The organism is Nocardia vinacea NBRC 16497, assembly GCF_000308835.1.
GTDB classification, from domain to species: Bacteria; Actinomycetota; Actinomycetes; order Mycobacteriales; family Mycobacteriaceae; genus Nocardia; species Nocardia vinacea.
Window position 1 is genome coordinate 22,497 of record NZ_BAGN01000063.1, and the last position, 14,077, is coordinate 36,573.

The following is a 14,077-nucleotide window of genomic DNA, read 5'->3' on the forward strand; positions in this document are numbered from 1 at the left end:
GGGTGGGCGATAGGGATTCCGATGGCAGTCTCGATCTGAATCAGCTGCGGACGTTCCTGGCGGTGCATCGTGCCGGATCCATTACGGCGGGGGCGCGGTTGGTGGGGTTGTCGCAGCCGACGGTGACGACACAGTTGCAGGCGTTGGAGAAGCGGCTGGGGTATCGGCTGTTCGATCGGTTGCCGCGCGGGGTGGCATCGACCACCGCTGCCGTGGAGTTGGCGGCTCGGGTCGCCGGGCCACTGGATGCGCTCGACGGGGTCACGGTGCGGGCCGTGCCGGCCGAACCGGTGCCACAGCCGCCGGTGCGCTTGGCCGGGCCCGCCGAATTGCTTGCGGTGCAGGCACTTCCGGCACTCGCGCCGTTGATCGGGCGCGGTGTGCGGCTGACGGTCACCGCGGGGCTTTCCGAGGAACTGCTGGCCGGACTCCGCGCCGGACACTACGACCTCATCGTGTCCACGGTGCGCCCCCGCGGCCGCGCCTTGGTCGCCGAACCGCTCGCCGACGAGGAATTCGTCCTGGTCGCCGCCCCTCAGCTGGCCGCCCGCATCGATACCGCACGGCTGCGCACCGACGGACCCGCCGCCCTCACCGATCTACCCTTGGTCAGCTACTCGGCCGACCTCCCCATCCTCCGCCGCTACTGGAGACATGTCTTCGGCGTCCGCCTCGCCGCCGAAGCCGCGGTAGTCGTCGCCGACCTGCGCGCCATCACCGCAACCGTCGCCGCAGGCGCAGGCATCAGCGTTCTCCCGCGCTACCTCTGCGCTCCCGAACTCGCCGCAGGCACCCTGGTCCCCCTGCTCGAACCCGATGACCCGCCCATCAACACCGGCTTCCTGGTCCGTCGCCCCGGCACCACCTCCCGTCCCCACATAGACCTGGTCTACAAACACCTTCGTTCCGCCGCCCGAACTTGGTGAACCCCGCCGACGTGGACGTCGGCACCCGTCGTTGCCAACACACCGTGACATGTTGACGCGGCGGGCCGATCCGCGACCGGGCTACGAGTCGCCGGGCGCACTTGGTGAACTGCCGCCGCCGAGGTGGATACCTGGGTTTCGCACCACTGTCAGCTGTCAGTGCGTCGGAGAAGTTCGCAGACGTTTGCGAGTCACCGCGTGCAGTCGGTGAATCGCCGAGGTACTTGCGCAGGCTTCGCGCTGCCGCCGATACACCGCGACCCGTTCGCGCAGCGGGCCCTGTCGGCTGCGTCCTCGCCTCCGGTGCTGAGTTCACATCGGCGCGACAAAGCGCTGGTTGGCTTGTGCTCGGCGCTGTTCGGAGCGGCGGCGGAGGAATTCGGCGGTTCGGTCGTCGGCGGGGAGGAAGGCTTCCAGGTGGAGTTCGGAGAGGGTTATGTCTACGGCGGTGGCGAAGCTGGTGATGGTGGTGATGAGGCGGAGTTCGCTGTCGGGGCTGGTCAGGCGTAGGGGGACGGCGAAGCCGAGGTGGTCGGGGCCGGGCGTGGCGGCGGGGAGGTAGCTTTCGAGTTCGGCGATGAAGTCGTCGAGGTGGGGATCGGGGCTGCGCAGGGCCTTGCCGCGCAGGCTTTCGGTGACGTGGCGGCCCCATTCGGGCAGATTCAGCACGCGTCGTGCCAGGCCGTCGGGGTGCAGGGCGAGGCGGAGGACATTGATCGGCGGGGTGATCAGTTCCGCCGCGGAATCCTCGGTGAGGATATCGAAGGCGGCGTTGGCGGCGACCAGTTGGCCATATGGGCGGGTGACGACCGCGGGATAGGGCAGGTGGCCCTCGAGAATGCGTTCCAGGGCGACTCGCACTGGACCCAATTCCGGTGTGTCCAAATCGGATTCGGGAAAAATCGGGGCATAGCCCGCGGCGAGCAGCAGTGCATTGCGCTCGCGCAGCGACAACTCCAGCGATTCGGCCAGCCGCACCACCATGGTGCGTCCCGGACGTGAGCGCCCCTGCTCCAGGAAGCTCAAGTAGCGCTGGCTGGTGTCCGCGCGAATCGCCAGATCGAGCTGGCTCACATGTCGCTGCGTGCGCCAGTGCCGCAACTGCTGAGCGAACGGATTCGACTCCACCACTGTCGTCATGAATTCAGTGATATCCGACCCGCGGTGTCCGCGCCATTCCCTGAAGGGAATCACCGCACCCGCATCGGCTTCATTCCCTGGAGGGAATCGCGCCGCGGCGCCGCGCTCGCAAAACTCGGTGCCATGAGCAAGCAATCGAATGACAACGACCTGATCCGCTTGGCGGAGCGCTACATGGCCCAATGGAACGAATCCGATCCGGTGATCCGCCGCAAGATGATCGAGGAGATCTGGGCACCCGCCGGTTCTCAAACGCTGGTCGACCCACCGGTGGAGATCCGCGAGGCGGCGGCGAACCTGAACTTCGCCGTCCCCGCCCTGGAAGTGCGCGGCCACGACGCAATGGAGGCCCGGGTGTCCCGCGCTTACGAGATGTTCGTGGCACCCGGCGAGTACACCTTCGAGGTAGGCGCCGCAACCCGGCTGCCCGCCGGTCTGATCGGCCTGCCCTGGTCGATGATTTCGCGCACCGACGGCTCCGTCGCGGGCGGCGGTTACGAGGTGATCGGCCTCGATCCCGACGGCCGCATCACCTTCGACCACCAATTCATCGAAGGCGTGCGGTGACCGACGTGACCGTGCGGTTCAGCCGGATAGTGCGCACCGAGGACGGCGGTTCCCGATTCGTCGACGCGGAACTCGCATTGACGGGACGAACCGTCGCCGCAGGCGTACCTGCGATGGCCGTCGCCGGAATGTCGGCGGCGGCATCCGTAACCTACTTGCGCAGCGCGCAATTCGACAGCGAACCGCATCCCGCTCCGGCGCAGCAGTGGGTCGTGATGCTGCGCGGCGTGATCGAAGTGACGACGAGCGACGGCGCTCGGCGCAGATTCGGGCCCGGTGACCTGGTCCATGTCGAGGACACCGACGGCCACGGCCACATCACCACCGGTATCGGAGAAGCGCCCTTCGAGGCGCTGTTCGTGCCCACCACAGGAAGCAGATCATGAAAGCCATTGCCTATCACCTCGATCCACTACAGAGCCTCGCCGGTTTGACCGTCCGAGACCAGGAGCTGCCACAGCCGGGACCGAATCAGGTGGTCATCAGGGTGCGCGCGGCCTCGCTGAACCGGCGGGACCTCATGCTCATGGACGGCATCTACCCGCTGCCCGCCACCCCGGGCATCATCCCGCTGTCCGATGGCGTCGGTGAGGTCATCGCGGTGGGCGACAACGTGACTCGCGCCGCGCTCGGCGATCGCGTGACCGCGTCGTACTTCGTGCGCTTCATCAATGGCCCGCAGCGGCTGGCGCAGGTCGCCGAACAGTACGGCGCCAACTACAACGGGATGCTCGCCACCTACGCGGTGATCGAAGAGGATTCGGTGGTACATGTGCCCGAACATCTCACCGATATCGAGGCAGCCACGCTGACCTGCGCGGGAGTCGTAGCGTGGGCCGCGCTGACCACGCCGGTACCGGTGTCTGCGGGCCGGACGGTACTGACCGTCGGCAGCGGTACCGTCGCGCTGTTCGCCGTGCAGCACGCGAAAATGCTCGGCGCACGGGTCATTTCGATCACCTCCGGCCCGGATAAGGCCGAGCGGCTGCACAAGCTCGGCGCGGACGAGACCATCGACCGCAACGCGACGCCCGACTGGGACGAGAAGGTGCTCGAACTCACCGGCGGCCACGGCGTCGAAAATGTGGTGGAGGCCGTCGGGCTGCCCACCCTGTCGAAATCGGTGCGCTCCGCCGGTTACAACGCGATGATCACCATGATCGGCGCATCGCAGCTGCCGAAGGGCGAAGCATTCGAGAATCCGTTCGTCGGACCGTATCTCGCGATCCGCCGAATCGCGGTCGGCAGCCGGGACGATTTCGAGGCGATGAACCGCACCATCACCGCACACCGCATGCGTCCGGTCATCGATCGGACATTTCCGCTCGACCAAGCGGTGGAGGCCTACCGCTACTTCCGCGAGGACAATCCGTTCGGCAAGGTCGTCATCACCATGCCGTAGTGCGGATCAGGCCTCGAACGGCACGGTATTGCCGGCCGCATCGCGGGTTCCGGCGGTGGCTTCGATGGCGGCCGCCAGCTCGGCGACGGTGGTCCAGGTGCGCGGCGGCTCCGCCTCGAGATTGCCGATGGTGTACCAGGTCTCGGTCTTGCGATAGCGAACCAGACCTTTACCCGTCGCATCGACGGTCACATCGAGCTCGCCGGAGACCGTGCCTTCCTCTTCGGTCATGACGGCGGCCTTGGCGGAAATCTCGATGATGTCGCTTATTTGAACTCTCCTCGACTGACGCAGTCGGCGACTGCGTTGCGCAGTGCGGTGTGTTCGGCGGGATCGACGTTCAGCGCATATTTTACTTTGATCTTGACGTAATGCTCGAGATAGCCACACCGGAAATTTCCGGGCGGCAGATAGTTCGCGGCATCCTGGTCACCCTTGGACCTGTTGGCCGAAGGATCGGAGGCGATCAGATTGACGGCGTCGTTGGCGATCCGGCGGCGGGTATCTTCATCGCGCTTATTCGCACCCGAACGCCATGCCTCGGCCAACGGCACGATGTGTTCGGCATCGACACCGGCCGGGTCGGTAATGAACTTGTACGGCTTGAGTTTCCCGGTCTTCGAATCCAGAACGCCGTACTGGTCTTGCCAGCCGCCGCCGCGACCGACGGTGAGCTCACAGGTCTTCGGGTCGAGTTTGACCGAGCCCTTCGCGTCCCTGAGCATCATCACGTCACGGCTGGTGCATTTGCTGTACTGCGTGAAATCGGCGCCGAAGCCGTGCTCGGGCTTATTGGTATCCCAGTGTGGGAACTTCTCCCGGCTGTAGCCCTCCATCGACTCTTCGGGCGCATCGGCGAGCTGGCCGAGCAAGTCGGTGATGTCCTTGCCGGAAACCGTCGCGGCATTCGCCGGTCCGGATCCCGTGACGGACTTGTCGATGGAGGAACAGGCAACGGCGACAACGACAGCCAAGACGATGGGTGCACCAACAGCGAGTACGCGACGCGCGGCGCGGGACGACAACCACTTCACAAAGATCGAACTTCCTAGCCTCGCACCGATGAATTTGTCGGGCGTCAAGCTACCTGCGGCCGATCGTCCCGTATGTGATTGTCGCGTATGACGTTCGGCACAGCTAGTCGTAGGACGCACGGTGTGGCAAGGGGACTCGACGGTAGACGTGAAACCACCCCTGACTCGGCGTGCCGGCGCCGTTCCAGGGGTGGTGTGTCACGAATGAGTTCGTGCCGCGGCCGAATGAACGGGCCGGTTGTCCAGGCCGGATGATCCGTTCTCACGGCGCCACGAGGCTGATGAGGGAAGTCTCGTCGTGCCGTGTCGTACTGCGGGTAACTCCTCGTGACGGTCTGTGTGAACTTCATTGTTCTTACGTAGAGAGACAGTAGATCATTCCATATTCCTTTGCAATCGCTTTACTTAAGTCTGAGAATCTCCTGAATGGCGCTTCGGGCAGTTGAAACATGTACTGCTCACATACGGAAGTAAGGTTTACCTGCGATTGCGGTGAGATCGGCTGCGCCCACGGACTTCGAGCGGGTGACGAGTGTCACATTCGATGGCGGTCACAGCGGGGCCGGAACGTGTGTCCAAACCGGGTGCAGGCATAAAGCCGGATCCAGGAAGGACCCACATCATGGCTACCGTCGACGTTCTCGACTCGTTCATCAACTACACCGACCTCGGTACCGGATCGGTACCGGTGGTGTTCCTGCACGGCAACCCGACCTCATCGCACCTGTGGCGCAATGTGATTCCGCACGTCGCCGATCAAACCCGGGTGCTCGCACCGGATCTGATCGGGATGGGTGCGTCCGGGAAACCGGACAGTGCATACCGCCTCGCCGATCACGCCCGCTATCTGGACGCCTGGTTCGACGCCCTCGGCCTCGACCAGGTTGTCATCGTCGGCCACGACTGGGGTGGCGCACTCGGTATGCATTGGGCGGCACGGCATCCCGAGCGCATCCGGGGCATCGCACTGATCGAGACGTTCCTGCGGCCGATGCGCTGGGAGGAACTCCCGCCGCTCGGCGCCGAACTGTTCCGGAAATTCCGGACGGCCGAGGGGGAGCGAATGGTGCTTGCGGAGAACATGTTCATCGAGTTCAACCTGCCGAAGGGCGTTGTCGATCTGAAGCAGGAAGATCATGATGCGTATCGCGCACCCTTCCTGACGCCGGAATCGCGCAAGCCGATGTTGGCCTGGTCACGTGAATTTCCGCTGGAAGGCGAGCCCGCCGATGTGGTCGCGCTGGTGGAGAACTACGACCGGTGGGCGGCGGACTCGCCGCAGGTGCCGAAGCTCATCATGGCGCTCGACAATGGCGTCGGCCTCGGTTCGCCGGAGGTGATCGCCTGGGCTGCCGAGACATTCGCCGGTGCCGAGGTCGTGTCGGTCGGGGAGGCTGGACATCACGCTCCGGAGGATCAGCCCGATGCCATCGGGACCGCCGTCGCGACGTGGTTGCGTGCGCACTCGTTGACGGCGGCGACCGCGAGTGCATGAGCCCGGTGCGCCGCGCGGGTGAGAGCCACCCGCGCGGCGCGGATAGGACTTGCGTAACGCCGGATACCGCCGAAGGATTGTGCGGTGGAACCCGAGCTATCGCACCCCGACCTGCCCACGGCAGAAAACGCGGAAGACATCCCTCGGGAGCGGGAATTGGTCGATCGGGCGATTGCCGGTGACACAGCCGCCATCTCGGATGTGGTGCGGCGGCTACAGGATCCGCTGTACCGGCTGGCGCTGCGCATGGTGTGGCGGCCCGCCGAGGCCGAGGACGCGACACAGGAAATCCTGCTGCGAGTGGTCGGCAACCTCGCGACGTGGCGGGGTGAGGCCAAGCTGCTGACCTGGGCCTACCGGATCGGCGTCAATTATCTGCTGAACCTGAAGCGCCAGACTCCGCAGGAGGCGGTACAGCTCAGCCTCGACGCCTACCGCGACGGATTGGCGGACGGGCTCGCCGCCGAGGACTATCGCGGCCCCGAGGCCGAGCTGCTCTCCCATGAGGTGCGGTTGAACTGCACTCAGGCCATGTTGCAGTGCCTGGCCCGCGACGAGCGGGTCGCCTTCGTACTCGGTGACGTTTTCGAACTCGGCTCCGCCGAAGCGGCCTGGATTCTGGGTATCACCGCCCCCGCCTTCCGAAAGCGGTTGGAACGAGCCAAGAAACGCATCGGCACATTTCTGAACGCGACCTGCGGAGTGGCCGAGCCCGAGGCGTTCTGTCGCTGCTCCCGTCGGGTGGACAAGGCAGTGGAGCTGGGGCGCGTCGATCCGAAGCGGCCGGTATTCGCCCGACATGCGGTTAGTGCGGGCGGTCGCAGCGTCACCGAGGCCGAACAGCAGATGATCCGATTGCACGACGCCGCGGCGGTAATCCGGCTGCACCCCGATTACGCTGCGCCGCAGGCGAAAATGGATGCCATCGCCGGACTGCTGACTTCGGGCAGATTCCCGATGCTCGACTGAACGATTACGCGGTGGCCGGAAATCGCACATCGGTCAGTTCTTCGGATTTGGTCCACAATGCCGCGGCGAGGTCGGCATTCGCGGCGTCTGCGCAGCGGCCGACGACCTTTGGGTGACCGCGCATTTCGCCCCAGCCGTCCGGGCCGACGTAGCTTCCCGGCGGCAGCTCCTGGCTGGCGGCGAACAGGGTGGGCAGTGCACCGAAACTCGCATCCTGGGCGAGTAGTTTGTTGCCCACCCGCATGGCCTCGTGCAGGATCCGGTTGCCGGAATGGCCCTGCAGATTCGTTGCGGCCCAACCGGGATGGGCGCTCAACGCGAGTCGGGATCCGGATTCGCTGAAACGCCGCTGTAGTTCGAGGGTGAACAGCAGATTGGCGAGTTTGGACTGCCCGTAGGCGGCCGCGGAGTTGTAGGTCCGGGTTTCCCAGTTGAGGTCGTCGAGGTCGATGCCGCCGCGGCGGTGGGCCTGCGAGGAGACGGTCACCACGCGGTCGGTGATATGGGGCAGCAGGAGATTGGTCAGCGCGAAGTGGCCGAGGTGATTGGTGCCGAATTGGCGTTCGAAACCGTCTTTCGTGCGTCCGGCGGGGACCATCATGATGCCCGCATTGTTCACCAGCACATCGATATCGCCGGACCAGTTCGCGGCGAAGCGGCGAATCGAGGCCAGGTCGGCGAGGTCGAGTTCGCGCACCTCGGTGCGGCCCGACATGCTCTGCGCCGCCTGTTCGCCGCGCGCGATATCGCGCACCGCGAGCACAATGCGGGCACCGACGCGGGCCAGTTCACGGGCCGTCACCAGGCCGATCCCGCTGTTGGCGCCGGTGATGACGACGGTGCGGCCGTCGAATCGGGGCAGATCTGCGGATGTCCACTTGTGGTTCGTCATAGCGCCAATGTAGGCAGCGACAACAAAGTAGTCAATGCCAACAACGGGTATCGGATATTCTGCAGCAACCATGACCTTTGTCCGCTCCCGCTCCTATCACCACGGTGACCTGCGCGCCGAGCTGCTCCAGCGCGCCGAGAGCACGCTGCGCGAATCCGGTGTCGACGGGCTTTCATTGCGTCAGCTCGCCCGCGACCTCGGGGTCAGTCATGCCGCGCCGAGCAGGCACTTCCGGGATAAGCAGGCGCTGCTCGACGCGCTCGCGCTCGTCGGTTTCGAGCGGCTCGCCGCGGTCTACAGCCAGGTCGACCCGACCGGATCCCTTTCCGAACGGCTGCATGCCGTCGCGCGCGCGTATCTGAATTTCGCGATCGACAATCCGGCGTTGCTCGCGCTGATGTTCGCGCGCAAGCACAGTCCGACCTCGGGCGCGGAGATGGCGGCGGCGGTCGGGCGTGCGTTCACCGTGCCCCTCGCCTTGATCGCCGAGGGGCAGGCGCGTGGCGAAGTCGTGGCCGGCGATCCGATGCGGGTCGGGATTGCCGCTATCGCGGCACTGCAGGGATTGGCGACGTTCGCCGGGTCCGGGTTCATCGAGGCTGAGCACGTGGACGCGGCACTGGCCGAAACGATCACCCAGCTGACCTATGGTCTGCGCCCCCGCAATTGACCGGCGCGCCTACCTACTCGAGGAGAACAGATGACGTCGACCATTGCCGCACGGCATGCCTTCGACAGCGCGGTCGCGCTGACATTCGACGGCGCCGGAAACTTCAGCGGTCGGACGACTCCCGAGTACGGAAATATGGTCGGCCCGTTCGGCGGCATCACCGCGGCAACCATATTGTGTGCGGTACAACAACATCCGCAATGTCTCGGCGATCCGATCTCGCTCACCGTCAACTTCGCGGGCCCGATCGCCGAGGGGCCCTTTACCATTGCGGCGCAACCGGTGCGGACCAATCGCAACACCCAGCACTGGACGCTGTCGATGAGCCAGGACGGCATCGTGACCACCACGGCCACCGCAGTTTTCGGCACCCGCCGCGAGACCTGGACCGCTACCGAAGCCACCGCGCCCGCCGCCCCGCCGCCGGACACCGTCGAGCCGGATGCACTGCCCGAATTCATTGCCTGGGTGGACAATTACGAGATGCGCTTCATCGAGGGCGGTATCACCCAACTCGACGGCGCTGCGGCACAACCGACTTCCACCACGACGCTCTGGGTCCGCGACCGGCCCGCGCGCCCGCTGGACTATCCGGCGCTCACCGCGCTGAGCGATGTGTTCTTCCCGCGGGTGATGCTGCGACTCGGCCGCGTCGTCCCCGCCGGAACCGTCACGCTGACCGTGTATTTCCACGCCGATACCGACCGCCTCGACGCCCAAGCCGATCACCCGCTGCTGGCCACCGCGCGCTCTCAGCATTTCGGCAAGGGATTCTTCGATCAGTCGGCCGAACTCTGGGCGCACGACGGTGGGTTGCTCGCGACGAGCCATCAGCTGGTGTACTTCAAGGCCTGACGGATCAGGCCGGTCGGAGCAGCGGCCCGGTGAGTACACCGCGAATGGTCTTGGCGGCGACGACGGCCCAGGCGCTGACCAGTCCGACATACAGCACGACCGCGGCGACGGCGAAGAGATCCGCGCCGGTGTGGCCGTACAGCACGGTGCTGCCGGTAATGCAGGTGCCCAGCGGGAAGGTGAAGCCCCACCAGGTCAGGTTGAACCGCAATTCGCCTGCGCGAGCGGTCTTTACGGTGACGGTGGTGGCCAGCGCCACCCACAGCATCGCGAATCCCCAGGTGCAGACGCCGAAGATGACCGAGAAGACGGTCAGCCCCTTGGCATAGAGGTCGGGCAGTGCCGAGGGACCGGCATTGGCGAGCAGGCCCGCGGCGGTGACGGATTGGCCGAGCGGGCCGAGCACGAGCCAGAGGGTGGGAACCATGCCCGACTGCGGGATGCCGTGGTGCACCAGGCGTGACCAGATCATCGTGGTGATGACCAGCGCGGCGATCAGGCTCAGACCGAACATGGCCAGGCACAGCAGGATCATGGTGAGCCGCAACTGGCCTTCGGGCAGATAGGGGACCAGCAGTGCGCCCAAGGCGGCCGACACCATCGGCGGCACCACGGGCATCAGCCAGCCACCGAAGGCGGCATCGGGCTCGATGTGGTGGTAGGTGAACATTCGGTAGGGAATGGCGACGGCGGTAAGCAAGCCGAGCGCGGTGCCGAGCGACCACAACACCGAATCGATGGTGAGTGCGGCGTCGAGGCCGATCACCTCGCGGCCGAGCAGCAGGGTGCCCCCGCCGACGGTCACCATTGCCATCGGCGGTGCACCGTAGAAATGCGCCATGACCGGGTGATCCTTGTGGCTGCGGGCCTGCTCCGGATAGCGAACCCAGTGCACGACCCAGGCGGCACTCAAAGTCACCAGCAGCAGTGCGGCCAGCGCCCAGACGACCGTCGCCGCGCCGCGCAGACCAGGAAACTGCAGCGGCAGCGTGGCGGCGGCATTGGCGACAATGCCGGTGCCCATTACGGCGGCGAACCAGTTGGGTCCGAGGTGCCGCAGCGAGCGGGAAGCGACGCGCTTGGTCGCAGCGTGTTCGAGCTCGCCGAGCAGATGCCGCGGGGGTGCGGGCCGGACGGGTGCTATGGCGGTCATAAGTCCAGGCTCGTCGGCTTCGGCGGTGTCGAGTAGCCACCGCATTCCTATGGATGCATAGACTCGATCTATGCCCCTGTCGCCGCGTGTCCCCGATCTGGCCGCGCTCGACCTGCTGCTTTCGGTCATCGAACTCGGCAGTCTCGGACGCGCTGCGCAGGCGCACGGCATCAGCCAGCCCTCGGCGTCCTCCCGCATCCGCTATCTGGAGAAGTTGGTCGGCATGCCGGTGCTGGAGCGCACCACCCTCGGTTCCCGGCCCACGACTGCCGGGGCATTGATCGCCGAATGGGCGCGCGGGGTCGTCGATGCAGCGGAGCAATTGGATGCGGGCATCGACACCTTGCGCGCCGAGCGTGATTCGCACCTGCGGGTGGCGGCAAGTCAAACCATTGCCGAATACCTGTTCCCGGGCTGGCTCATGTCCCTGCGCACCACCGCACCCGATACCGCGATCGCGCTGCAGTCCGGCAATTCCGTCGAGGTCGCGCAGGCGGTGCTCGACGGCAAGGACGCCATCGGCTTCATCGAGAGCCCGCGTAATTTCGGTGGGCTGGAGAGTCATATCGTGGCCCGCGATCAGCTGGTCGTCGTGGTCGCCCCGCAGCACCGCTGGGCCGGGCACGGCTCGGTCGACCTGGCCGAACTCGCTCGAACCGCGCTGATCCAGCGCGAACCCGGATCGGGTACCAGGACCTGGTTCGAAAATGCTGTCGCGCGGGCCATTCCGGGCTGGGAACCCACGGTCGCGCTGGAACTGTCCTCCACCACCGCGATCAAAACCGCGGTCGCCTCCGGCGTCGGTCCCGCCGTCCTCAGCTCCCTGGCCGTAGCCGCCGAAATCGCCGCGGGCACTCTCGTTTCCCCGACCGTCACCGGCCTGGATCTGACCCGAACCCTGCGCGCGGTCTGGCCGGCGGGACACCGCCTCACCGGCCCCGCCCGCGACCTCTACAACATCGCCCGCCGCACTTCTTAGCCGGCGTCGGAGATTTGGGCCGTCGGCGGAATTCCGGTCTCCAGGAAGCGGATCAGGCGATCGATGCGGGTGGTGTGGTCGATACAGCGTTCGAGGTTATTGCCCACCAGCGCGATATCGATGGCGGCTTCGGTGGCGGTTCGCTCGGTCAGGAGCGAGTGGAGTTGTCGTTGGAGTTGATCCATTGCGGGGGTCCCGGATTCGGGGGTGACAGGTTGGCGGCCGGTGGCGACCGATTCGCCCGCGAGGGCGGTGTGGTGCGCGGCCAGCCGACCCATGGCGGTGAGGATATCCATAAGGGACTGGGGCGCAACGGGTTCCGGATGGTACTTGTAGACCTGATCGGCGACGCGGCTGATCAGCGAGCCGATCCGGGACAGTTCACCGGCGATCTGGATGGCGGTGACCACATGCCGCAGGTCGCGCGCGACCGGCGCCTGCAGTGCGAGCAGCACCACGGTCCTTGCCTCGCAAGCGGAGTACATCTTCTGTAGCTGCTCGTCGATCGCGAAGGCCTCATAGGTGGCGGCGAGATCGGCATCGCCGAGCGCGGCCGTGGCACGCTCGGCGGCATCGTGGGCGAGCCGACACATGAGCGTCAAATCATTGGTCAACGCGATGAGCTCGCGAGTGAACTGGGTCCGCACTCCGCACATTGTCGCTTATCGCCGCGCTATCCAATACACGAATCTCGAGTCGATCGTCGCAATGGCCGGAATACGTGGGTGTTCGGCTGGCAGGATTGTGAGGTGAAGCGCGATGTCTCGGCCCATCTCGATATCGGTATCGCCGCGCCGACCACCCTCGAATTCCAGCTCGCCGTCGCCAGGCTGCCCGGGCTCGAGATCGATGAGTCGCTGGTATTCGAACAGGACGGCCGCACGATCCAGCCGCAGGAGATTCCCGGGCCGCACGGCACCCGCATCCACACATTCGCCACCGGCACCGGCAATCTGCGGGTGCACTACACCGCCACCGTTGTGGGCACAGCGGCCCTCGAACCGGCATCCGACTACGACATCGCGGTCTACCTGCGCCCGAGCCGTTTCGCCGAGAGCGACAAGATGTTCGGCTTCGCCGCAACCGAATTCGACGGCAATGCCGCACCCGCGGAACTCGCCGCCGAGGTGACCGCGTGGGTGCGCCGCCGCCTGCGCTACGTCGCGGGCAGCAGCGACCCGATCGATGGCGCGGTGGAGACATTGCTATCCGGGGCAGGTGTGTGCCGCGATTTCAGCCACCTCGTGGTGGCACTGCTGCGCGCGGTCAAGGTGCCCGCGCGACTGGCCGCCGTATACGCGCCCGGTCTCTATCCGATGGACTTCCACGCGGTCGCCGAGGCCTATATCGACGGGGTGTGGCGCGCATTCGACGCCACCGGCCTCGCCCCGCGATCATCGCTGGTCCGAATCGCCACGGGCAGAGACGCTTCCGATATCGCGTTCATGGACAACCACGGCGGCGAGGTCTCCGTGAACAGCATGTGGGTCAGTGCGATCATCGACGGCTTCCTGCCGTTCGACAATGGCGTCGACCCGGTCTCGATCGTCTGATCGAGACCGGGCCGCTCATCAGGAATCGAGATCATGCGGATGGCGGCATCGCCCGAAAGCCCGGCGCCGGTCCACCTGATTTCGATCGGCCGGTGCTAGCGTCGGGAGATGGCGAACTTGCGCGACGTTCAGCACCGAGCCGTGACGGCAATTCAGCGGCGGGTGGGGAATCCGATTCTGCGCAGGTTGCCGACACAGCAGTTGCTGGAGACAGTGGGGCGGGTGAGCGGGCAGCCGCGGATTACGCCGATCGGGGGGCGACGGATCGGCAAGGAGTTCTGGCTCGTCTCCGAATTCGGTGACAAGTCGCAGTACATTCGAAATATCAAGGCCGACAATCGGGTTCGAGTGCGGCTGCATGGGCATTGGCATACCGGTACCGCACACGTGCTGCCGGATGATGATCCGCGCGCCCGGCTGCGAGCGCTGCCCAAGGCCAATA

17 protein-coding genes are annotated in these 14,077 nt (G+C 65.9%); 11 read left to right on the forward strand and 6 right to left on the reverse strand.

What is annotated here, in order from left to right; translation table 11 throughout:
• The first annotated feature begins 2 nt into the window (after nucleotides 1-2).
• Nucleotides 3-926 (forward strand): LysR family transcriptional regulator, encoded by a 924-nt coding sequence (locus tag ON44_RS07070; protein ID WP_040687214.1) that lies wholly within the window; start codon nucleotides 3-5, stop codon nucleotides 924-926.
• A gap of 312 nt (nucleotides 927-1,238) precedes the next feature.
• Here ON44_RS07070 and ON44_RS07075 read toward each other — a convergent pair whose 3' ends face one another.
• Nucleotides 1,239-2,066, reverse strand: a complete 828-nt coding sequence (locus ON44_RS07075; RefSeq protein ID WP_040687216.1) for a helix-turn-helix domain-containing protein — start codon at nucleotides 2,064-2,066, stop codon at nucleotides 1,239-1,241.
• 123 nt (nucleotides 2,067-2,189) lie between these two features.
• On the opposite strand from ON44_RS07075, the gene ON44_RS07080 reads away from it, so the two are divergent.
• Genes ON44_RS07080 through ON44_RS07090 form a run of 3 tightly spaced genes read left to right on the forward strand, consistent with a single transcriptional unit; the run spans nucleotide 2,190 to nucleotide 4,035 of the window.
• A complete protein-coding gene (locus tag ON44_RS07080) occupies nucleotides 2,190-2,633 on the forward strand; it encodes a hypothetical protein (RefSeq protein WP_051181664.1) in 444 nt (147 codons plus the stop codon).
• The gene (locus ON44_RS46560; RefSeq protein WP_051181656.1) at nucleotides 2,630-3,019 is read left to right on the forward strand and encodes a cupin domain-containing protein; all 390 of its coding nucleotides are present in this window, start codon (nucleotides 2,630-2,632) and stop codon (nucleotides 3,017-3,019) included. Before ON44_RS07080 ends, ON44_RS46560 begins: the two co-directional genes overlap by 4 nt.
• Nucleotides 3,016-4,035 carry a zinc-dependent alcohol dehydrogenase family protein gene (locus ON44_RS07090; protein ID WP_040687218.1) on the forward strand — a complete coding sequence of 340 codons (1,020 nt, stop codon included), beginning with the start codon at nucleotides 3,016-3,018 and terminating at the stop codon, nucleotides 4,033-4,035. The genes ON44_RS46560 and ON44_RS07090 overlap by 4 nt, the downstream gene beginning before the upstream one ends.
• 6 nt (nucleotides 4,036-4,041) lie before the next feature.
• On the opposite strand, the gene ON44_RS07095 is transcribed toward ON44_RS07090, so the two are convergent.
• Entirely contained in the window at nucleotides 4,042-4,266 is a 225-nt protein-coding gene (locus ON44_RS07095) for a hypothetical protein (RefSeq protein ID WP_083897694.1), read from the reverse strand.
• A 35-nt stretch (nucleotides 4,267-4,301) separates the two neighbouring features.
• Nucleotides 4,302-5,069: an HNH endonuclease family protein gene (locus tag ON44_RS07100; protein ID WP_040687219.1), complete on the reverse strand. Its 768-nt coding sequence runs from the start codon at nucleotides 5,067-5,069 to the stop codon at nucleotides 4,302-4,304.
• 622 nt (nucleotides 5,070-5,691) lie between these two features.
• Between ON44_RS07100 and ON44_RS07105 the strand changes: the two genes are divergently transcribed.
• Both ON44_RS07105 and ON44_RS07110 read left to right on the forward strand, forming a co-directional pair.
• On the forward strand, nucleotides 5,692-6,564 hold the full coding sequence (locus ON44_RS07105) for a haloalkane dehalogenase (RefSeq protein ID WP_040687222.1): 873 nt from the start codon (nucleotides 5,692-5,694) through the stop codon (nucleotides 6,562-6,564).
• A gap of 84 nt (nucleotides 6,565-6,648) precedes the next feature.
• Nucleotides 6,649-7,533, forward strand: coding sequence for an RNA polymerase sigma factor (locus ON44_RS07110; protein WP_245567034.1), 885 nt, complete (start codon nucleotides 6,649-6,651; stop codon nucleotides 7,531-7,533).
• Between the two features lie 4 nt (nucleotides 7,534-7,537).
• On the opposite strand, the gene ON44_RS07115 is transcribed toward ON44_RS07110, so the two are convergent.
• On the reverse strand, nucleotides 7,538-8,425 hold the full coding sequence (locus ON44_RS07115) for an oxidoreductase (RefSeq protein WP_040687226.1): 888 nt from the start codon (nucleotides 8,423-8,425) through the stop codon (nucleotides 7,538-7,540).
• 70 nt (nucleotides 8,426-8,495) lie between these two features.
• On the opposite strand from ON44_RS07115, the gene ON44_RS07120 reads away from it, so the two are divergent.
• Both ON44_RS07120 and ON44_RS07125 read left to right on the forward strand, forming a co-directional pair.
• Nucleotides 8,496-9,095, forward strand: a complete 600-nt coding sequence (locus ON44_RS07120; RefSeq protein WP_040687229.1) for a TetR/AcrR family transcriptional regulator — start codon at nucleotides 8,496-8,498, stop codon at nucleotides 9,093-9,095.
• A gap of 30 nt (nucleotides 9,096-9,125) precedes the next feature.
• Nucleotides 9,126-9,950 (forward strand): acyl-CoA thioesterase, encoded by an 825-nt coding sequence (locus ON44_RS07125; protein ID WP_040687232.1) that lies wholly within the window; start codon nucleotides 9,126-9,128, stop codon nucleotides 9,948-9,950.
• A 4-nt stretch (nucleotides 9,951-9,954) separates the two neighbouring features.
• On the opposite strand, the gene ON44_RS07130 is transcribed toward ON44_RS07125, so the two are convergent.
• Nucleotides 9,955-11,103, reverse strand: a complete 1,149-nt coding sequence (locus ON44_RS07130) for a TDT family transporter (RefSeq protein WP_040687254.1) — start codon at nucleotides 11,101-11,103, stop codon at nucleotides 9,955-9,957.
• A 70-nt stretch (nucleotides 11,104-11,173) separates the two neighbouring features.
• Here ON44_RS07130 and ON44_RS07135 point away from each other — a divergent pair, with 70 nt between their 5' ends.
• A complete protein-coding gene (locus ON44_RS07135) occupies nucleotides 11,174-12,082 on the forward strand; it encodes a LysR family transcriptional regulator (protein WP_040687233.1) in 909 nt (302 codons plus the stop codon).
• On the opposite strand, the gene ON44_RS07140 is transcribed toward ON44_RS07135, so the two are convergent.
• Entirely contained in the window at nucleotides 12,079-12,729 is a 651-nt protein-coding gene (locus ON44_RS07140) for a phosphate signaling complex PhoU family protein (RefSeq protein WP_245567035.1), read from the reverse strand. The two genes, ON44_RS07135 and ON44_RS07140, sit on opposite strands and share 4 nt — an antisense overlap.
• Before the next feature lie 102 nt (nucleotides 12,730-12,831).
• Between ON44_RS07140 and ON44_RS07145 the strand changes: the two genes are divergently transcribed.
• Both ON44_RS07145 and ON44_RS07150 read left to right on the forward strand, forming a co-directional pair.
• A complete protein-coding gene (locus ON44_RS07145) occupies nucleotides 12,832-13,635 on the forward strand; it encodes a transglutaminase-like domain-containing protein (RefSeq protein WP_051181668.1) in 804 nt (267 codons plus the stop codon).
• 108 nt (nucleotides 13,636-13,743) lie between these two features.
• Nucleotides 13,744-14,077, forward strand: a 334-nt coding sequence (locus ON44_RS07150; RefSeq protein WP_040687238.1) for a nitroreductase/quinone reductase family protein, incomplete at its 3' end; no start/stop codon positions are given.

Bases quoted from the DNA above. Each gene is read 5' to 3' on its own strand.
- ON44_RS07075 (WP_040687216.1), bottom strand. From the start codon at position 2,066: ATGACGACAGTGGTGGAGTCGAATCCGTTCGCTCAGCAGTTGCGGCAC.
- ON44_RS07080 (WP_051181664.1), top strand. From the start codon at position 2,190: ATGAGCAAGCAATCGAATGACAACGACCTGATCCGCTTGGCGGAGCGC.
- ON44_RS07090 (WP_040687218.1), top strand. From the start codon at position 3,016: ATGAAAGCCATTGCCTATCACCTCGATCCACTACAGAGCCTCGCCGGT.
- ON44_RS07095 (WP_083897694.1), bottom strand. From the start codon at position 4,266: ATGACCGAAGAGGAAGGCACGGTCTCCGGCGAGCTCGATGTGACCGTC.
- ON44_RS07105 (WP_040687222.1), top strand. From the start codon at position 5,692: ATGGCTACCGTCGACGTTCTCGACTCGTTCATCAACTACACCGACCTC.
- ON44_RS07115 (WP_040687226.1), bottom strand. From the start codon at position 8,425: ATGACGAACCACAAGTGGACATCCGCAGATCTGCCCCGATTCGACGGC.
- ON44_RS07120 (WP_040687229.1), top strand. From the start codon at position 8,496: ATGACCTTTGTCCGCTCCCGCTCCTATCACCACGGTGACCTGCGCGCC.
- ON44_RS07125 (WP_040687232.1), top strand. From the start codon at position 9,126: ATGACGTCGACCATTGCCGCACGGCATGCCTTCGACAGCGCGGTCGCG.
- ON44_RS07130 (WP_040687254.1), bottom strand. From the start codon at position 11,103: ATGACCGCCATAGCACCCGTCCGGCCCGCACCCCCGCGGCATCTGCTC.
- ON44_RS07135 (WP_040687233.1), top strand. From the start codon at position 11,174: ATGCCCCTGTCGCCGCGTGTCCCCGATCTGGCCGCGCTCGACCTGCTG.